We start from the raw sequence: 17,945 nt of genomic DNA on the forward strand, positions 1-17,945 counted from the left end.
CGGCGAAGACGAGCATCAGCGAAATCACTGCCCTCACCCATGCGTTTCCCGGCAGATGCCGCCAGATCCAGCCGTACATGCCGTCCCTTCCGTCGCGTACGGCATCAGTCCTCCCTTGCCGTACGGCAACAGACTAACGGCGCAGTGCCTCCGGTTTCCCGGCCTCCACGGGCCGGGTCGCGTCCAGATGCGCCCAGACGATCAGCCGGTGGCTGTGGCCCCACTCCGGTTCGCAGGTGGTGAGGGTGAGGTAGCGGCCGGGGCCGTCGAAGCCGGATTTGCGCGGCACGGCGTCGATGACCCCGATGTCGCCCGGGAGCGTCCTGTAGGGCTTCCTGTCGATGCGGTACGTGAACCACGTGGCGCCGTCGGTGAGGACGACGGGGTCGCCCGGCCGCAGCTTCGGGAAGTCCTTGAAGGGGTCGCCGTAGGTGCGGCGGTGGCCGGCCACGGAGAAATTGCCCTTCTGTCCGAGGCGGGCGGTGGAGGCGTAGTGGCCGAGGCCCTTCTTCAGCACGTCGGTGCCGGTGCCCTGGAGCACGGGCTTGTTCCACGTGAAACCGAACCGCGGGATGTACATGACGGCGAAGGCCTTGCCGTCCTTGTACGGGGCGGGCTCTCCCGGGGGCCCGTCGGCGCCCCGGGTGTCCGTGGGGGCCTGGCCCCGCGCCCACCGGTCGTGCAGCTCGTCGATCTGGCTGTTCATGGCGCTGTCGGCCTTCACGCCGGTCCAGTGGACGACGTACGCCACGAAGAGCACGATGACGGCGCCGACGGTGATGCACAGCTCGCTGAACGTCCTGACCAGCACGCGCACGGACACGGGCTCCCCCAGGGGCGGCTACTCCACGGGCTTCGCGTAGTGGAGATCCACTGTGCCCGAGTAGCCGGGAAGAGTCACCGCCGAGTCGTCGTCGACTTTCCAGCCGAGCCCGTAGGCGTTGACGTACAGCATGTAGTTCTGGATCTCGGGGGAGGCGGTGAGGGCGCTCTTGAGCTTGTCGGGGTCGCCCACGGCGGTCACCTTGTACGGCGGGGAGTAGACGCGGCCCTGGAGGATGAGCGTGTTGCCGACGCAGCGCACCGCGCTCGTCGAGATCAGCCGCTGGTCCATGACCTTGATGCCCTTGGCGCCGCCCTGCCAGAGGGCGTTGACCACGGCTTGCAGGTCCTGCTGGTGGATGACCAGGTCGTTCGGCTGGGGCTCGGGGTAGCCGGGCAGCTTGGGGCCTGCGTCGGGCGGGGCGTCGGCGAGGGTGACGGTGACCGCCTGGCCGCTGAGTTTCTTGGTCCCCGCGTTCTCCTCGAGCGCCTTGAGGCGGGCGTCGTCGGCCTTGGTGCCGCCGCTGTCGCGCTGGGCCAGCGACTCGACGTCGTCGCGCAGGGATCCGTTGGACTCGTCGAGCGCGCCGTTCTTGTGGCTGCGCTCCTGAATGAGGTCGGAGAGTTTCAGCAGGGAGGCATCGGTACGGATGTTGGTGCCCTTGGCCGTGTTGAAACTGGTGAAGAAAATCAGCCCGGCGAGGGCGAAAACGGCACCCGTAAGCACCCGAACCGGACGCCACCGGGGGCGGCGACCGGCACTGTTCGGGGGGTCGGCAGAATTGCTCAACGTACCCTTATCTCCTTCAGCGCCGCGGAAGCACTACGCTAACGGACGCCTGGGGGAGGCCTCAGCTTCCCGTGGAGTCCCCGCCCGGCGCCCTATGACAGTTACCTGCGCGGCCACGCAGCGCATCGACAGGAGAGACCCTCGTGCCGAAGTCACGTATCCGCAAGAAGGCTGACGACTACACGCCTCCGCCCGCGAAGCAGGCGACGAGCATCAAGCTGACGAACCGCAGCTGGGTGGCTCCGGTGATGCTGGCGATGTTCCTCATCGGCCTCGCCTGGATCGTCGTTTTCTATGTCACCGACGGCAAGCTGCCGATCGATCCGCTCGGCAACTGGAACATCGTGGTCGGCTTCGGCTTCATCGCCGCCGGGTTCGGTGTCTCCACGCAGTGGAAGTAGGTGGTGCCGTGTGAGGCGCGTCCGCGCCTCACACACAAGGCATGGCCTTAGTTATCCACAGCGCTATCCACATGGGGAAAAGGTCTGAAGATCTGTGGATAACTCTCGGCCGGTTGACGCCGGTGTGACTGGCCCACCGGATCTTCGTCCTCCCGCACGCCCCTTGTCCTTCCTGGGGAAACCCAGGTCAGTGACAAGGGGCACTGTTGTTCCCCACAGCTTGCACAGGATCCGGTACACGCTGTGGACAACGGGGTCACCTCAGACGAGCTGGCCGGTCCGGATGACTACCATGACCACAGCCACGACCAGTACCAGAGCACAGCTTCCGTACTGGATGACGTTCCGCCGCTCGCGCGGCGCGTGCACCATGGCGTAGCCGACGATCAGGCCGCCGACGAGCCCGCCCACGTGCGCCTGCCACGCGATGTTGGGCCAGAACACCGTGATGAGCAGGTTGATCGCCAGCAGGACGAGGACCGGCCGCATGTCGTAGTTCAGCCGCCGCATCAGGATGGCGGTGGCGCCGAACAGACCGAACACGGCGCCGGACGCCCCGAGCGAGGGCTGGTTCTGCTCGGCCAGCAGGTAGGTCAGGGCGCTGCCCGCCACACCCGACGCCAGATACAGCGCGACATAACGGACCCGGCCGAGCGCCGCTTCGAGCGGGCCGCCGATCCACCACAGGCTCAGCATGTTGAAGACGACGTGCATGACGCTGCCGTGCAGGAACATCGCCGTGACCAGGCGGTAGTACTGCCCCTCGGCCACGCCCTCGATGGAACCCAGCTCGGGCACGAAGGCCCGCCCGATCAGGTCGTACTGATCGGTGAAGCGGTCCCCGACCGCCATCTGCACCAGGAACAGCACGACGTTGAGACCGACGAGGATCTTGGTGACGAGACGCGGGTCGGCGGTGACCGTGCCGCCGGCGACCGTGCGCGGCTGATTGGCCCCCGGCGCGTGCCCCGTGCCCGAGCCACCGCTGACGCACTCCGGGCACTGGAAGCCGACCGAGGCGCTGATCATGCACTCGGGGCAGATGGGACGCTCGCAGCGGGTGCACGTTATACCGGTCTCGCGGTCGGGATGCCGGTAGCAACCGCGTGGGCCCGGTGCCCCCTGCGGCTCCTGCGGGCTGCCTGGCGCCTGGTCCATGGGGTCCCCTCAATCTCCGTACGAAGGCACTGCGACGGCACACGTGGCAACGCGCCGCCCCGCCCTTCCTTTACGGACGGGCGGGGCGGTTTGGTTCCCTCGCGGGCAAGCGCTCGGGATGCGCTGACAACGCGTGGATCAGGCGTCGCGGGTCTCGATGACCACGGACTCGATGACCACGTCGTTGACCGGGCGGTCGGTGCGCGGGTTGGTCTGGGCGGCCGCGATGGCGTCCACGACCTTCTTGCCGGCCTCTCCGGTGACCTCACCGAAGATCGTGTGCTTGCCGGTCAGCCACGCGGTCGGCGACACAGTCACGAAGAACTGCGAGCCGTTGGTGCCCGGGCCGGCGTTGGCCATGGCGAGGAGGTACGGCTTGTTGAAGGCGAGGTCCGGGTGGAACTCGTCCTCGAACTCGTAGCCCGGGCCGCCGGTGCCGTTGCCCAGCGGGTCGCCGCCCTGGATCATGAAACCGCTGATGACGCGGTGGAAGACAGTGCCGTCGTAGAGACGGTCCTTGGTCTTCTGGCCGGTCTGCGGGTGGGTCCACTCGCGCTCGCCCTGGGCGAGCTCCACAAAGTTCTTGACCGTCTTCGGCGCGTGATTCGGCAGCAGCCGCACCTCGATGTCGCCGTTGTTGGTCTTCAGGGTGGCGTAAAGCTGCTCAGCCACGATCTGCCTTCCGTTGTCTTCTGTGACACCCCGATCCTGCCACGGACCGGATTGGGACGAGTAGCCGCCGAGTGGGCGCGCGCCGCGACGATCCGTGGCATTGTCGGCGAAGAGCTCATCTTGCACCGAATCAAGCGAATTGATCACCACTGCCCCACAACACCGATTGGCCGGGGTCAGGGATGACCCGGATGCCCGCCCTCTCGTGCCCGATGGCGAGCCAGAAGGCATGATCCTTGAAAGGGTGGAAAGGTGACATACGTATACGCCACCGAGGAGGAGGATCACGTGACCCGCATCGACAGCGTGTGCGCCGCGACCGGCTCGGCCAAGGACAGCGTGCGGCACGCCGCGGACGCGGTGGCACCATACGCCGACACGGCCAAGGACCGGGCCACGCAGTACGCCCATGAGGCGCGCGTACGGCTCGCACCCAAGGTGTCACTGGCGGCCGAGCAGGCCCGTGTCCAGTACGGCGCCCATGTCGCCCCCCGGATCGAGCAGGCGCGCACGCACGTGCCGCCGAAGGTCGACCACGCCGCACACGAGGCCGCCGCCCGCACCCGCAAGGCCGCGCGACAGGCCGCCGACTACTCGAAGCCCCGCATCGAGCACGCGGTGGCCGTGGCGCAGCCCGTACGGGAAGAGGCCGCGGCCCGCAGCACGGCGGCCATGGCCGCGCTGCGCGGTCAAGTCTCGCCCAAGGACGTCCACCGCCTGATCCGCAAGCAGGAGCGCCGGGCCAGGAACGGACGCGTCGCCAAGAAGGTCATTCTGCTCGGCCTGCTCGCCGGCGGAGCCGTCGCCGCCTGGAAGTGGTGGGACAAGCAGGCCAACCCGGACTGGCTCGTCGAGCCGCCCGAGGCCACCGAGGTCCCCGCCTCCACGACGCTGACCTCCGTCGACGGCAGCAGCACCCAGGACGCCCTCGACCCCGAGGTCCAGGCCAAGCAGGCCGAAGCCGAGGCCGAGGCGGCGGACCGCGACAAGCGGGGCTGACGCGCGGGGCCACCCAGCCCGTTCACCGAGTACGACGCCGTGGGGCGGGAGATCTCTACCGGTCTCCCGCCCCACGGCGTTCTCGCGTCCTCATGCCGCGATGTTTCACGTGAAACGGTGGCCGCTCCGGTCGGCCCCTTGAGAGCGCAGGGGCGCGGAGGCGGGGCCGGCCCGTTCAGGCGACGACAACAGGTTCGCCGCTCAGCGCGACGCCGGCCCGCCGCAGCTCGTCGAGTGCGGTACGCGTGGTGTCGGCGGCGACGCCGGCGGTGTAGTCGAGCAGGACCCGCACGGCGAAGCCCGCGCGGACTCCGTCCAGCGCGGTGGCCTTCACGCAGTGATCGGTTGCGATGCCGACGACGTCGATGTCGGTGACATCGCGGGCCTTCAGCCAGTCGGACAGTGCCGTGCCGTCCTGGGTGAAGCCCTCGAACCCGCTCTTCGAAGCGGAGTGCGCTCCCTTGAAGACGACCTCGTCGACGTGACCGGAGTCGACGGCGAGTGCGAAATCCGGATGGAATTCCCCTCCCTCACTGCCGACGACGCAATGCACGGGGAACGATTCCTGGAAGTCGGGATTCTCCGAGAAGTGAGCCCCCGGGTCGATGTGGTGGTCGCGGGTGGCGACGACGACGCCGTACTCCCCGTCGGACCGCTGGATCAGCTCGGCGATGGCCGCGGCCCGGCCCGCGCCGCCCTTCACCGGAATGCTTCCGCCCTCGCAGAAATCCTTCTGCACATCGACGATGATCAGTGCGCGCCGCATGGAGTGCCCTTTCCTCGGGTGAACCTCGCTTCGATGATCACCGTTCCGCTGATGGCTGTGCGCGCATCAGGCTCCGTGTCACCCGTTCGGGACGCTTATTGATCTTGACGTACCTGAAAAGCGTGAACACGGATATTGCTTCCGTTCCCTTTTCCGCCGCGCTCGTTGGCCGGGTGCGGCGTCCGCACCGGGTTCTCCTCGTGCCGTCCTCGCCGCACACATCACGTCGTCACCGCAGGAAGGAGAACCCGCATGCATCTGACGCCGCATGAGCAGGAGCGGCTCATGATCCGTGCCGCGGCCGATCTGGTCGAGCGACGCCTCATCCGGGAGCCCACCCTCGAGCTGAACTACCCGGAGGTCATGGCGCTGTTCTCGGCCTATGTACTGGAGGAGGCCCGCCACGGCACGAAGACGGTGGCCGAGCTCATGGACACCAATCTGAGTGATGTGGCGGAGCAGCTCGAAAAGCGCAGCAGCGACCTCAACGTCGCCCTCGCCTTGCCGAGAACGACGAGTACACCGGGTACGACGACCATGCCGGCCACGCAGAAGGTCCTGGGATCGTCGACCACAGCGCCCCCGGCGCCGCCGGCGTCCAGGCCGACCATCAACGTCATGCCGGGCGTGCGGGAGATGATCGGCGATGTGCAGGTCGAGGCGACGTTCAAGGACGGAACGAAGCTGGTGACCATCCCGTATCCGCTCGGCACGACGGACGACAAGAATCCGCCGTCGGTGCACCCGGGGAAATACGAACACCCGGACCGGACCCCTGTGCCGTACAACCTGGCAGGGAATCCTCCTCAGTTCCCGGCCGGGGAGAAGCTGTGGGCGGAGAACACCGCGGACCGCCCGATCCAGGTCGGCTCCCATTACCACTTGGACGACGTCAACGATTTCCTCCATTTCTACGAGGACGACAATGGCCGGCCGTCGTCCCGGAAAGCCGTCGTGACGGGTAAGCGGCTGCATATCGCGGCCGGTACTTCGGAGCGATTCGGCCCCAGCGACAAGCGTGCGGTATGGGTGGTGCCCATCCGGGGGCTGCGGCAGGTAAAGGGCCTTCGGGTCGGCAAGAACTCATCGAATTGGACGGTGTGATGATGGGCGGCCCCACCAACCGGACGGCCGGCATCGTCGGTTCGCAGCCGCCGCGTCCCAGTTTCCTCACGCGTCCCCCGGTCGAACTGGAGCGGGAGGACTACGCGACGCTGTACGGTCCGACGACCGGTGACCGGGTCAGGCTCGCCGACACCGATCTCGTCGTCGAGATCGAGGAGGACTGGTGCGGCGGCCCTGAACGCAGCGGCGACGAGATGCTTTTCGGCGGCGGCAAGGTCATGCGCGAGTCGATGGGCCAGTCACACCGCGCGCGGGACAACGACCCCGACACCCGGCCGGGCGAGGAACCGGTGGACACGGTGATCACCGGTGCGCTGATCATCGACCACTGGGGCGTGGTGAAGGCCGACGTCGGCCTGCGCGACGGGGTGATCAAGGCGATCGGCCAGGCCTACAACCCGGAGACGATGTCGCCGAAGGCCCAGAATTCGGCCAAGTCGTATGCCTCGAACTTCGTGGTGGGGCCGGAGACCGAGGCGATCTCCGGGAACGGGAAGATCCTGACCGCGGGCGGCATCGACACCCATGTGCATTTCCTGGGCCCCGGGCAGATCCACGAGGCGCTCGCCTCGGGAGTGACCACGCTCATCGGCGGCGGTACCGGCCCCGCGGACGGCAGCAGGGCCACCACCATGACGCCCGGCTGCTGGCACCTGGAGCAGACCTTCAAGGCACTGGACGCCTATCCGGTCAACATCGGTCTGTTCGGCAAGGGCGGCACGACGAACGAGAAGGCGCTGGAGGCGCAGATCAAGGCCGGCGCCATCGGTCTCAAGGTCCACGAGGACTGGGGTGCCACGCCCGGGACCATCGACGCGGCCCTGACGGTCTGCGGCACCATGGGCGCCCAAGTGGCCCTGCACGCCGACTCGATGAACGAGTCCGGTTTCGTCGAGGACACCTTCGCGGCGACCAAGGGCCGGGGCATTCACGTCTTCCATGTCGAGGGCGCCGGTGGCGGCCACGCCCCGGACATCATGAAGCTGGCCGGCAGGGACAAGGACACGGGCACGGGCGCGAACAGGGTCAGGGGCAAGGAGTACAAGAACGTGCTGCCCGCGTCGACCAACCCGACCCGGCCCCTGACGGTCAACACCGTCGCCGAGCACATGTACATGATGGTCGTCTGCCATCACCTCAACCTCAACGTCCCCGCGGACGAGGCGTACGCCGACTCGCGCATCCGGCCCTCGACCATGGCCGCTGAGGACGTGCTGCACGACATCGGCGCCATCTCGATGATGTCGTCCGACTCGCAGGCCATGGGACGCATCGGCGAGATGATCACGCGGACCTGGCAGACCGCGCACGTCATGAAGGGCCGCCGCGTTCAGCCCCTGCCCGGTGACACCGCGCGAACGGACAACTTCCGTGTCAAGCGCTACATCGCCAAGTACACGATCAACCCGGCCATCGCCCACGGCATCGACAAGTACGTCGGCTCCGTCGAGGTACCCCGCAGCGGTGAGCTCAAGATCGCGGACCTGGTGCTGTGGGAGCCGAAGTTCTTCGGCGTCAAGCCGCACATGATCATCAAGGGCGGGCAGATCGCCTACGCGCAGCTCGGTGACGCCAACGCGTCCATCCCGACACCGCAGCCGTACTTCCCCCGCCCCGTGTGGGGAGCGTGCGGCACGGCTCCGGGAGGCAACTCCTTCAACTTCGTCGTGCCCAAGGCCAACGACATCAAGAAGGACTACGCGCTGACCAAGGAGTCGAAACCGATCACGGACACCCGCGGTAGGACCAAGGCGGACATGGTGCACAACGATCAGTCACCGGAACTCGTGATCAACACCGCCACCTTCGAGATCACCATCGGTGAGGGCGGCGGCACGTACACGCGCACACCCGGAGACCCGAAGACGGGGAGAATCCCGCCCAACGCTCCGGGCGCGTACAGGGGCACGACCACGGATGCCTACACCGAGGTAGAGGGCGACCAGATGTTCGACGTGTCGAACCCGGCCCCGAAGGCGGTCCCGGCCTCGCGGCCGCCACAGGGTGATGGTCTCTACGAGACGGAACTGCCCATGGCGCAGCGGTACTTCCTCTTCTGAGCACGGCCCCGGGACGTCCCTCGCCCCGCACTCCGTACCTGCGAAAGGCAGGCCACCCATGAGCCATGCCGCCCTGCTCGTCCTGGCCGACGGCCGTTTCCCCGCCGGTGGGCACGCCCACTCCGGCGGGGTGGAGGCCGCGGTGGCCTCGGGCGGTGTCCACGACGCCGCAAGCCTGGAGGCGTTCTGCCGGGGACGCCTGCACACCGCCGGGCTGACCGCGGCCGGCCTCGCCGCCGCGGCCGCCACCGGGTACGACCCGGTGGCACTGGACGAGGCCGCCGACGCGCGCACCCCCGTACCGGCACTGCGCCAGGTCGCCCGCAAGCTCGGCCGGCAGATGCTGCGTGCGGCCCGGGCCGCCTGGCCCTGCCCCGAGCTCGACCGGATCGCCCGCTGTCTGCCGCAGGGCGCACACCAGCCCGTGGTCCTCGGCGTCGCCGCCCGCGCCGCGGGCCTGGCCCCGGCGGATGCCGCCCGGTGCGCCGCGTACGAGAGCGTCGGCGGCCCCGCGACGGCCGCGGTGCGGCTGCTGAGCCTCGACCCGCTCGACGCGACCGCCCTGCTGGCGCGCCTCGCCGGGGAGCTCGACGACGTCGCCGCCACCGCCGACCGGGCGGCGGCGCAGCTTGCCACCGACGGTGTCGGCGTCCTGCCCGCCGCGTCCTCGCCGCTGCTCGACATCACCGGTGAACAGCACGCCGCCTGGCCCATGCGGCTCTTCGCCTCCTGACCCGTCACACCACCCCCTGCCCCCCCCGCACCGATCGGATCGATCGCCCATGCACCTCGACCACGACACGACCAGGCCGCACCACCACACCCCCGGCGCCGAGGCGCTGCGCCCCGACGGCAGCCGACGTGCCCTGCGCATCGGCCTGGGCGGGCCCGTCGGATCCGGCAAGACCGCCACTGTCGCCGCGCTGTGCCGCGCACTGCGCGACCAGTTGTCCATCGCGGTCGTCACCAACGACATCTACACCCGCGAAGACGCCGAGTTCCTGCTCCGCGAAGCCGTACTGCCGCCGGAGCGCATCACCGCCGTGGAGACCGGTGCCTGTCCGCACACCGCCATCCGCGACGACATCTCCGCCAACCTCGAAGCGGTCGAACAGCTGGAGGAGACGCTGCACCCGCTGGACCTCATCCTCATCGAGTCCGGTGGCGACAACCTCACCGCGACCTTCTCCCGCGGGCTCGTCGACAACCAGGTGTTCGTCATCGACGTCTCCAGCGGTGACGACATCCCCCGCAAGGGCGGCCCCGGCATCACCACCGCCGATCTCCTCGTCATCAACAAGACCGACCTCGCCCCGTACGTCGGCGCCGACCTGGCCGCCATGGCCGCCGACGCGCACAAGCAGCGCGGCGGGCTCCCCGTCGCCTTCACCTGCCTGACCTCGGACGACGGCATCCGGCCGGTCGTCGACTGGGTCAACGGATGCCTGTCCGCCTGGCTCGCCGAGGCGGCCGCGTGACAGCCACGGCAGCCACCGCACCGAGCGGGGGCCCCGCATCCACAGCGGAACACCCCGCGTCGGCGTCGGCGCCGGTCGCCGAAGAGGGCGGGACGGGCGGCGGTCGGACGCAGGCGACACCCACCGCCGGGCGGACGCACGCCACGGACCCCGCACTCTCCGGAGTACGGGCCACCGCCTTCATCAGGGCCGTCCACGACGGCTCCACCACCACCGTCCCGCTTCTGCGCAACAGCGGCCCCTTCCACCTGAACCAGAAGCGGCCCCACGGCGACTGGGCCCGGGTCAGCGTGCTCAGCTCCATGTGCGCGCCACTCGGCGGAGACCGCCTCGCCCTCGACATCACTGTCGAGGAACACGCCAAGCTGGAGGTGTCCACGGCCACCGCCGCCATCGCGCTGCCCGGTGCCACCGCCGCCCCCGCCACCTACGACGTCCGTCTCACCGTCGCCGACCACGCCATGCTGACGTGGCTCCCCAAAGCCCTGACCAGCACCCAGGGCAGCACCCTGCACCAGACCTGCACCGTCGACCTCGCGGCCACCGCCGGCGTCATCCTGCGCGAGGAGCAACTCCTCGGGCGCATCCCCGAGCCCCCCGGCCACCTCACCACCCGCCTCACCGTGCGCCGGGGCGGCCGTCCCGTCATCGACCAGCGGACGGCCTACGGCGGGACGGCACCGGCATGGGACGGCCCCGCCGTGCTGGGCGGACACCGTGCCACCGGGCAGCTCCTCGTCGTGGACCCCCACCTCACCCCCGGACGCCCGACGGTCCTCATCGGCGAGGACCCCGAGAAGGGCCACGCCGTCCTCACCCCGCTCGCCCGGCACCCCGCCTACCTGGCCACCGCCACCGCCCCGGCCCTCCACCACGTGAGCGAGCTCCTGGACACGGCCCTCGAACACATCAGGAGCATGTAGCCGGGACCGACGTACCCGGGACCGACGTGCCCGCCGCCGGGCATGAAAAATGCCCTCCGAAACTGCGTATCCGCAGGTCGGAGGGCATTTGATAAGTGGAGCCTAGGGGAGTCGAACCCCTGACATCTGCCATGCAAAGACAGCGCTCTACCAACTGAGCTAAGGCCCCGCTAACGACGCGACCACCGGAAGAATCACTTCCCCGGCGTGCACCGGGGACCAGAGTACCGGGTCTCCCCCCTGATCCCGCAAAAGGATTGGGGCTCCCGGTCAACGACCACGCTCCGTAAGATGCACGACGTGGTTCGCGGCAGCGAAGCACGGTCTTAGGGGAAGCGATGGGGAGACGCAATGGACGCCGCACAGCAGGACACCACCGCGAGAGCACGGGAGCTCCAGCGGAACTGGTACGGGGAGCCGCTGGGGGCGCTCTTCCGTCGACTCATCGATGATCTGGGCCTGAATCAGGCGCGTCTCGCCGGAGTACTCGGTCTCTCCGCACCCATGCTGTCCCAGCTGATGAGCGGTCAGCGGGCCAAGATCGGCAACCCCGCGGTCGTCCAGCGCGTACAGCTCCTCCAGGAGCTGTCGGGCCAGGTGGCGGACGGCAGCGTGAGCGCCGCCGAGGCCACCGACCGCATGGACGAGATCAAGAAGTCCCAGGGCGGTTCCGTACTGACCAACACCTCGCAGACGGCGACCGGTTCGGGCGCGCCCACGGTCAAGCGCGTGGTGCGCGAGATCCAGTCACTGCTGCGCTCGGTGTCGGCCGCCGGTGACATCATCGATGCCGCGGACTCCCTCGCCCCCACCCACCCGGAGCTGGCAGAGTTCCTCAGGGTGTACGGCGCCGGGCGCACCGCGGACGCGGTGGCCCACTACGAGGCGCATCAGAGCTGATCCGTCGACCGGGCCACCGCGCGGCCCGGAAGGGGAGCGGAACGCGACCATGGGTGAGGTCTTCGCCGGCCGGTACGAACTGGTCGATCCGATCGGACACGGGGGAGTCGGATCGGTCTGGCGCGCCTGGGACCACCGGCGGCGCCGCTACGTGGCCGCCAAGGTGCTGCGGCAGAGCGACGCGCACTCCCTGTTGCGGTTCGTCCGGGAGCAGGCCATGCGGATCGACCATCCGCATGTGCTCGCCCCCGCCAGTTGGGCCGCCGACGACGACAAGGTCCTGTTCACCATGGACCTGGTCGCCGGCGGCTCGCTGGCGCACGTCATCGGGGACTACGGCCCGCTGCCGCTCCGCTTCGCCTGCGCACTCCTCGACCAGCTCCTCTCGGGGCTCGCGGCCGTCCATGCCGAGGGGGTCGTGCACCGCGACATCAAACCGGCCAACATCCTGCTCGAAGCCACCGGCACCGGGCGCCCGCATCTGCGCCTGTCGGACTTCGGCATATCGATGCGCAAGGGCGAGCCGCGGCTGACCGAGACCGACTATGTCGTGGGAACGCCCGGGTACTTCGCCCCCGAGCAGATGCTGGGCGCCGAACCGGACTTCACGGCGGATCTCTTCGCCGTGGGCCTTGTCGCCCTGTATCTCCTGGAGGGAGGCAAGCCGGACGCCAAGGCGTTGATCGAACGCTTTGCCGAGCAGGGGACTCCGAGCGCTCCACGGGGCGTCCCTGAGCCACTGTGGCAAGTCCTCGCCACGCTGCTCCAGCCGGACCCGCAGACCCGCTTCCGCACCGCCACCGGGGCCCGCAAGGCCCTCGCGTCGGCCGCGGAGATGCTGCCGGAGCCGGGCCCGGACGACGAACTCGTCGAAATCTTCGACCAGCTCGGACCGCTGCCCGCGAGATTCGGCCCCGCCGGCCCTCTGACCTCCACTCCCCGGCCGCCGGGAGCCACGCCCGGCCACCTGCGCACTCATCAGGCGTACGAGGTCTCCGACATGTCCTCGGTCGGACCACCGAAGCCGCCCTGGGGCCCGGCGGCGGCTGATCATGGCTCGACCTCGGGTGACGGTTTCGGCCCGGCTTCGGGCAACGGCTCGGGCAAGGCTTCGGCTGACGGTCATGGCCCGGCTTCGGGTGACGGTTTCGGCGCGGCTTCGGCTGGCGGTTCCGGTGCGGCTTCGGGTGATGGTTCTGGTGCGGCTTCGGCCGCCGGCTATGGCGCGGCTTCAGCCAGCGGCTCCGGCTCGGCTTCGGCCAACGGTCCTGGCGCAGCTCCGGCCAACGGCTCCGGCCCGGCTCCGGCTGCCGTTCATGGCGCGGCTTCGGCTACCGGATTCGACCCCGCTTCGGCACCAGCTTCGGCTCCGGCTCCGGCTGCTGGTCATGGCCCGGCCCACGCTCACGGTCACGCTCCCGGCCACGGCCACGCTCCCGGTCACGGCCCGACGCCAGGTCCCGCTCATATCCAGGCGCCCCCCACGCCTCCTACTACGCCCCCCGCACCCACGGCATCCCCAGCGGCTTCGGCTCCTGCGGCGCTTCCGGCGCAGACGACGTCACCGGTCGGCCCGGTCGGCTCCGCCAGCTCCGTCGGCTCCGATACGGGCAGCTTTCGTCTGCCTCCGCCCCTCCAGCCCCCTCGGCAACCCGATCAGCACCCCCCTCAGTGCTCCGCTCAGTGCTCCCCTCAGCAACCGCCGCAGCCAGCCACTCCCCCCGCACCGCTGCCCCTCTCGGCATCCGCCTCGGCGCCCGCGCCCGAACCCACGTACGTGCCCACCCCCCGGGTCCCCCAGGCTCCCCTCGCAGGCACGCCCTACGCCCCCGCCCCGCGTCGCCGCCCGGGACCGCCCGCGAAGGTCGCGATTCCGATGCTGCTCGCCGCGCTGGTGTGCCTCACCGTCGGTGTCTGGGCCCTGACGCGGCTCTGACCGGCGCGTCCGAAGTGGGGGCCGAAGCAGCCCCCGACGCCGCGCCCCCGGCGGCTCTGCGGCGAGCCGTCAGCGTCCACACGCCGAGTACCGCGAGCAGCGCCACCCCGGTTCCGATGCCCCCGGCCGCGACGGCCGCCATGACCGGGTCGTCACCGTCACCCGTGCCCGCGTCGTCCCCCGCAGCCGTCTCCCCCCGCCTCGCGGCCTCCGTGTCCCTTTCCGTGACGCCGAACTCCTCGGCGGGCAGCGGCGAACCCGCGTAGGAAGGGCCCGGCAGCGGGTCTCCGGCGACGTCCACGCGCAGCGTGAGCTCCAGCGGGGCCTCGCCGAACTTCTCCGCGACCTCCGGGCTGAGGTGGATCGACACGTAGTACCAGCCGGCGAACCGCATCGCGGACACCGCGTCCGCCGTGGCGAAGCGGTTCTCGTAGGCGACCGGTGCCAGCGGCTCCAGAGCCGCCGACTTCTGCTTCCCGTCGTACGCCGTATCCGCGTCTTCAACCTCGGCGCGCACCGGATTGGCCAGCGTCATGACGAGCCCGGGCGAGACGTACCCCCTCCCGCGAGGGGTCGCGGGGCCCGCTGTGCCGCGCCGGCCGCCGTCCGAGGTGCCCAGCTCCGCGCTGACGGAGAGCTGCTGTCCCCAGTCGACCGGCACGCGGTAGTAGAGGGTCTGGCCCGGCGTGACGCTGTCCCCCCATACGCCGTTCTCCAGCGCACGCGCCGTGTTGTAACTCGTGCCGCCCGCACGCCGTTTCCGCTCGCCGGACGGCGGCACGGGGGTCGCGGAGTTCCAGGTCCGCGGTGGCGCCGTCGCGCCCGGCGCTCGCAGCGCGGGTTCCGACGCGACGCGCAGCTCCAGGTCCCAGTCCTCCCGGGAGGACTCCGGAGCGCCGGTCCGCTCGACGAGCACGTAGTAGGTGCCGCCTCCCGCACAGCTCGGCTCGTCGGGCCCGGTCCGGCGCGCGGCCGTGGCCGTGATGGGGCGCGGGCTCTCCGAGGCCCCGAAGCGCGCCTTCTGCGCCTCCACGGGGCTGCAATTGTTGCCGTCGGCGTCCTGTACGGACACTTCGATGCCGTCGGCGTACGAGACGCGGGTACCGAGCCGTGGCACCGCGGTCGCCGAGACGTACGCGCTCTCCGTGGCCTTGAGGTCCATGCGGTAATAGAGCTGTCCCGCGCGCGGGAGGGAGCTTCTGTACGTGCTCCCCGGGCGCAGCCGGTGCCCCTCGACGTTGCTGCTCGCACCGTCGACCGTCTCCGCCCCCTCGGCAAAGACATACGGGCTGGGCGCCCCCACGGCCACGGCCTGCCCCGGAAACGCTGCCCCCGCGGCGAACCGCCCTGGAAACGCCGACCCCGCAGCCAGGGACCGTCCTGGAGGAACCGCCCCTGCGGCCATGGCCCGCCCTGGGAACGCCGCCCCTGCGACCACGGCCTGTCCTGAAGGAACGACCCCCGTAGCCACGGCCTGCCCCTGAAACCCCACCGCCAAGGCAGCCGACGCCACCACGACCCCCACCGACGCCACCGACGAAACCGCCCGGCTGCCCCGGCCCCCCTCAGCCGCTCCCCGGCCTCCGCCAGGCCCTCGCGCCCGACCCCGCCCCCGCCACATCACGCGCCACCCCTCGTCGCGACATCAGCTGTCCCACCCATCCCGAGCGTCCTGCCCGCCCGAACCGGCACGGACACCACCACGAGGCCGCCGACACCGCAACCGGACCCCGTCACCCATTCGCTAACGCAACCAACCAATTCGCGCCAGTGAATCCGGCTACCTCAGAAGCCCCGAGCCCGCAACACGGCCCCCGGAGCAACACAAAGCCCCGGCCGCAGAAGCGACCGGGGCTCGTGAAGTAACGGTTGTTGCTGACTCAAGAACCCGTGGGCACGGAGTCAGTCGCCTCCGTCCACAGATCCTGCTCGGCGCGATCCGCCTGGATCTGGCGGTACACGAGGAGCCCGCCGATGGCGGCCAGTGCGACCAGGAGAAGCTTCTTCACCGCGCGACCTCGTCTTTCCTTGACGTAGGAGACTTCTGGCGCCCGACTATACACACCGATCGATATCGATCGGTGACCTGGATCCACCCCCAACTACCGCACCCCGGGCAGCGATCCAAGTGGACCTCAGGACTCCGTGCGGACCGCACCCCATGTGACTTTCGCCGCTCCTGGTGCCTTTTCTCCGCCTATGGGTCCATACGGGTGGTGTTCATCGGAACATCCATGCGCCACGAGCGTCGGTCCACCGTTATCGACCCCACATACACATCATGAGGAAAGTACGCAAATCGCCCAACCCGAATTGAGGGGTCATGACCGGAAACAAGCCCATGAAGCTGTGGACCACGATCGTCACCGCCTTCCTCGCGCTCTTCGCCGCGCTGGGATTCACCACGACGGCCACGGCGGCGACGCCGGTACAGGAGGCCACGAACGAGCGCAACGCGACGGTGTGTGCGCCCACTCCGGCAATGGCCGCCATCTGGAAGGCGGCGTACGAACGGTCTCTGCCCCCGACGATGAAGCAGCGGATCCGCGCCGAGGCGCACGGTTCCTCCCCCAGCTGCCGGCACCTGCCCGCCACGGACATGGAAGCCGAGGCTGACACCAGCACACATGGGCCAGGCCTGGCGCCAGAGCCGTAACCCGCGGCCGAGCGCCCGCCTCCCAGGCCCACACAACTTCCCGAGGCCCCCAGCCACCCGGCTGGGGGCCTTCGTCGATTCACGGCGCCCCGCCCCCGTACCGCCACGGCGCCCCGCCCCCGTACCGCCTCACAAGCGCCAAACACCAAGCACCAAGCACGTCAGCACCTCACCCACAACGCAACGCAAGAACCCCCAGTCTCGGAAGACTGGGGGTTCTGATGCTGTGGGGCTAACAGGATTTGAACCTGTGGCCTCATCCTTATCAGGGATGCGCTCTAACCAACTGAGCTATAGCCCCGCCGCGCCTGCGGTGTATGTCCCGCGCGCTGACCTCTGAAGATTAGCGCACGTCCCTGCCAGTCCCAAAATCGATACCCGCGCGAGGAGAACGGCGGGCGTACAGACAGACGAAAAGGCCGCACGCAGGACGGTCGCAACCGCCGCGCACGGCCTCTACCGAGCAGAGCCTCTGCTACCTCGACCTCAGCCAAAGCCTCCGCTGCTCGACCCCAGCCAGAGCCTCCGCTACCCGCCTCGGCCGAAGCCTCCGCGCCGCGACCCCAGCCAAAGCCTCCGCTACTCGTCCTCCGCCAGCGTCAGCTCGACGCCGCCCACGAAGCCCGCGGAGAGGTTGTAGATGAAGGCGCCGAGCGTCGCCAGGGCCGTCGCCAGGATGACGTCGATGACGGCGATGATCGACGTGAACATCAGGACGCGCGGCAGCGACAGGAAGGACTGCAGGTCGAAGCCGTTGGACTCGTTCGAGCCCGTCGCCTCGGAGATCGTGCCGCCGACGGTCGAGAAGACGCCCATCGCGTCCATGACCATCCACAGGACGGCGGCCGCGACGATCGTGCAGATGCCGAGCGCGATGGAGAGCAGGAAGCTGACCTTCATCACCGACCACGGGTCGGCCTTGGCCACCCGCAGCCGCGCCTTGCGGGTGCGCGGCACCGTGCTCGCCCCCGTCCGCGGCCTGCGCACCGCGCCGGTCTTGGCCTCCTGCTGGTACGCCTGCGGCGGGTGGTACGGCTGGGACGACTGCTGCGGCTGGCGCTCCCCGGGGAGCGCACCTCCGCCGTCCTGTACGCCCTTCGCCGACCCTCGGGTGTCCGTCACAGTTCCCCCCTGGGATCCATGAGACTCATGGGAGCTCTGTGCATCAGTGGCGGAGCCACGGGCACCCTTTGTGCCGGTCGTACCGGTCCGATTCGCCCCGGCACCCGTGGCTCCACTCACGATGACTCACTCCTCGC

18 protein-coding genes and 2 tRNA genes are annotated in these 17,945 nt (G+C 69.6%); 10 read left to right on the forward strand and 10 right to left on the reverse strand.

Annotated features, from left to right (window positions below):
* Window positions 1-133 precede the first annotated feature (133 nt).
* Both ACZ6JY_RS05745 and ACZ6JY_RS05750 read right to left on the reverse strand, forming a co-directional pair.
* Window positions 134-817 carry a class E sortase gene (locus ACZ6JY_RS05745; protein WP_469193011.1) on the reverse strand — a complete coding sequence of 228 codons (684 nt, stop codon included), beginning with the start codon at window positions 815-817 and terminating at the stop codon, window positions 134-136.
* 24 nt (window positions 818-841) lie between these two features.
* On the reverse strand, window positions 842-1,612 hold the full coding sequence (locus ACZ6JY_RS05750; protein WP_469192586.1) for a DUF881 domain-containing protein: 771 nt from the start codon (window positions 1,610-1,612) through the stop codon (window positions 842-844).
* Between the two features lie 143 nt (window positions 1,613-1,755).
* On the opposite strand from ACZ6JY_RS05750, the gene crgA reads away from it, so the two are divergent.
* On the forward strand, window positions 1,756-2,013 hold the full coding sequence (gene crgA, locus ACZ6JY_RS05755; RefSeq protein WP_447038481.1) for a cell division protein CrgA: 258 nt from the start codon (window positions 1,756-1,758) through the stop codon (window positions 2,011-2,013).
* Between the two features lie 261 nt (window positions 2,014-2,274).
* Here the strand turns inward: crgA and ACZ6JY_RS05760 are convergent, their stop codons facing one another.
* Entirely contained in the window at window positions 2,275-3,171 is an 897-nt protein-coding gene (locus tag ACZ6JY_RS05760; protein WP_469192588.1) for a rhomboid family intramembrane serine protease, read from the reverse strand.
* Between the two features lie 138 nt (window positions 3,172-3,309).
* Window positions 3,310-3,843, reverse strand: a complete 534-nt coding sequence (locus tag ACZ6JY_RS05765; protein WP_469192590.1) for a peptidylprolyl isomerase — start codon at window positions 3,841-3,843, stop codon at window positions 3,310-3,312.
* Between the two features lie 288 nt (window positions 3,844-4,131).
* Between ACZ6JY_RS05765 and ACZ6JY_RS05770 the strand changes: the two genes are divergently transcribed.
* Window positions 4,132-4,842 carry a DUF5324 family protein gene (locus ACZ6JY_RS05770; RefSeq protein WP_469193013.1) on the forward strand — a complete coding sequence of 237 codons (711 nt, stop codon included), beginning with the start codon at window positions 4,132-4,134 and terminating at the stop codon, window positions 4,840-4,842.
* A 175-nt stretch (window positions 4,843-5,017) separates the two neighbouring features.
* Here the strand turns inward: ACZ6JY_RS05770 and ACZ6JY_RS05775 are convergent, their stop codons facing one another.
* Window positions 5,018-5,608: an isochorismatase family protein gene (locus ACZ6JY_RS05775; RefSeq protein ID WP_469192592.1), complete on the reverse strand. Its 591-nt coding sequence runs from the start codon at window positions 5,606-5,608 to the stop codon at window positions 5,018-5,020.
* Window positions 5,609-5,860: 252 nt separating this feature from the next.
* Here ACZ6JY_RS05775 and ACZ6JY_RS05780 point away from each other — a divergent pair, with 252 nt between their 5' ends.
* The 5 genes from ACZ6JY_RS05780 to ACZ6JY_RS05800 are packed head-to-tail and all read left to right on the forward strand — an operon-like array spanning window position 5,861 to window position 11,194.
* Complete coding sequence (locus ACZ6JY_RS05780; protein WP_469192594.1) at window positions 5,861-6,712, forward strand: urease subunit gamma; 852 nt, start codon at window positions 5,861-5,863, stop codon at window positions 6,710-6,712.
* Window positions 6,713-6,714: 2 nt separating this feature from the next.
* Window positions 6,715-8,793, forward strand: a complete 2,079-nt coding sequence (ureC, locus tag ACZ6JY_RS05785; protein WP_469193015.1) for an urease subunit alpha — start codon at window positions 6,715-6,717, stop codon at window positions 8,791-8,793.
* Window positions 8,794-8,851: 58 nt separating this feature from the next.
* On the forward strand, window positions 8,852-9,526 hold the full coding sequence (locus ACZ6JY_RS05790) for an urease accessory protein UreF (RefSeq protein ID WP_469192596.1): 675 nt from the start codon (window positions 8,852-8,854) through the stop codon (window positions 9,524-9,526).
* A 49-nt stretch (window positions 9,527-9,575) separates the two neighbouring features.
* Complete coding sequence (gene ureG / locus ACZ6JY_RS05795) at window positions 9,576-10,271, forward strand: urease accessory protein UreG (RefSeq protein WP_469192598.1); 696 nt, start codon at window positions 9,576-9,578, stop codon at window positions 10,269-10,271.
* Complete coding sequence (locus tag ACZ6JY_RS05800) at window positions 10,268-11,194, forward strand: urease accessory protein UreD (RefSeq protein ID WP_469192600.1); 927 nt, start codon at window positions 10,268-10,270, stop codon at window positions 11,192-11,194. The genes ureG and ACZ6JY_RS05800 overlap by 4 nt, the downstream gene beginning before the upstream one ends.
* A gap of 96 nt (window positions 11,195-11,290) precedes the next feature.
* Here the strand turns inward: ACZ6JY_RS05800 and ACZ6JY_RS05805 are convergent.
* Window positions 11,291-11,363: transfer RNA gene (locus tag ACZ6JY_RS05805), tRNA-Ala, on the reverse strand.
* A 182-nt stretch (window positions 11,364-11,545) separates the two neighbouring features.
* Between ACZ6JY_RS05805 and ACZ6JY_RS05810 the strand changes: the two genes are divergently transcribed.
* Window positions 11,546-12,094: a helix-turn-helix domain-containing protein gene (locus tag ACZ6JY_RS05810; RefSeq protein ID WP_469192601.1), complete on the forward strand. Its 549-nt coding sequence runs from the start codon at window positions 11,546-11,548 to the stop codon at window positions 12,092-12,094.
* 49 nt (window positions 12,095-12,143) lie between these two features.
* Entirely contained in the window at window positions 12,144-14,030 is a 1,887-nt protein-coding gene (locus ACZ6JY_RS05815; protein WP_469192603.1) for a serine/threonine-protein kinase, read from the forward strand.
* On the opposite strand, the gene ACZ6JY_RS05820 is transcribed toward ACZ6JY_RS05815, so the two are convergent.
* Window positions 13,996-15,333, reverse strand: a complete 1,338-nt coding sequence (locus ACZ6JY_RS05820; RefSeq protein ID WP_469192605.1) for a hypothetical protein — start codon at window positions 15,331-15,333, stop codon at window positions 13,996-13,998. The two genes, ACZ6JY_RS05815 and ACZ6JY_RS05820, sit on opposite strands and share 35 nt — an antisense overlap.
* Window positions 15,334-15,910: 577 nt before the next feature.
* On the reverse strand, window positions 15,911-16,039 hold the full coding sequence (locus ACZ6JY_RS05825) for a DLW-39 family protein (RefSeq protein ID WP_003999697.1): 129 nt from the start codon (window positions 16,037-16,039) through the stop codon (window positions 15,911-15,913).
* Window positions 16,040-16,353: 314 nt separating this feature from the next.
* Here ACZ6JY_RS05825 and ACZ6JY_RS05830 point away from each other — a divergent pair, with 314 nt between their 5' ends.
* On the forward strand, window positions 16,354-16,686 hold the full coding sequence (locus ACZ6JY_RS05830) for a DUF6344 domain-containing protein (protein ID WP_469192607.1): 333 nt from the start codon (window positions 16,354-16,356) through the stop codon (window positions 16,684-16,686).
* Between the two features lie 227 nt (window positions 16,687-16,913).
* Here the strand turns inward: ACZ6JY_RS05830 and ACZ6JY_RS05835 are convergent.
* Both ACZ6JY_RS05835 and ACZ6JY_RS05840 read right to left on the reverse strand, forming a co-directional pair.
* Window positions 16,914-16,987, reverse strand: a tRNA-Ile gene (locus ACZ6JY_RS05835).
* 278 nt (window positions 16,988-17,265) lie between these two features.
* Window positions 17,266-17,928, reverse strand: coding sequence for a DUF3566 domain-containing protein (locus tag ACZ6JY_RS05840; protein ID WP_469192608.1), 663 nt, complete (start codon window positions 17,926-17,928; stop codon window positions 17,266-17,268).
* Window positions 17,929-17,945 lie beyond the last annotated feature (17 nt).

This window comes from Streptomyces sp. NPDC046335 (assembly GCF_055587985.1).

Excerpts from the sequence above, each read along its gene's own strand:
- ACZ6JY_RS05780 (WP_469192594.1), top strand. The coding sequence starts at position 5,861 with ATGCATCTGACGCCGCATGAGCAGGAGCGGCTCATGATCCGTGCCGCG.
- ACZ6JY_RS05810 (WP_469192601.1), top strand. The coding sequence starts at position 11,546 with ATGGACGCCGCACAGCAGGACACCACCGCGAGAGCACGGGAGCTCCAG.
- ACZ6JY_RS05790 (WP_469192596.1), top strand. The coding sequence starts at position 8,852 with ATGAGCCATGCCGCCCTGCTCGTCCTGGCCGACGGCCGTTTCCCCGCC.
- ACZ6JY_RS05775 (WP_469192592.1), bottom strand. The coding sequence starts at position 5,608 with ATGCGGCGCGCACTGATCATCGTCGATGTGCAGAAGGATTTCTGCGAG.
- ACZ6JY_RS05760 (WP_469192588.1), bottom strand. The coding sequence starts at position 3,171 with ATGGACCAGGCGCCAGGCAGCCCGCAGGAGCCGCAGGGGGCACCGGGC.
- ureG (WP_469192598.1), top strand. The coding sequence starts at position 9,576 with ATGCACCTCGACCACGACACGACCAGGCCGCACCACCACACCCCCGGC.
- ACZ6JY_RS05815 (WP_469192603.1), top strand. The coding sequence starts at position 12,144 with ATGGGTGAGGTCTTCGCCGGCCGGTACGAACTGGTCGATCCGATCGGA.
- ureC (WP_469193015.1), top strand. The coding sequence starts at position 6,715 with ATGGGCGGCCCCACCAACCGGACGGCCGGCATCGTCGGTTCGCAGCCG.
- ACZ6JY_RS05830 (WP_469192607.1), top strand. The coding sequence starts at position 16,354 with ATGACCGGAAACAAGCCCATGAAGCTGTGGACCACGATCGTCACCGCC.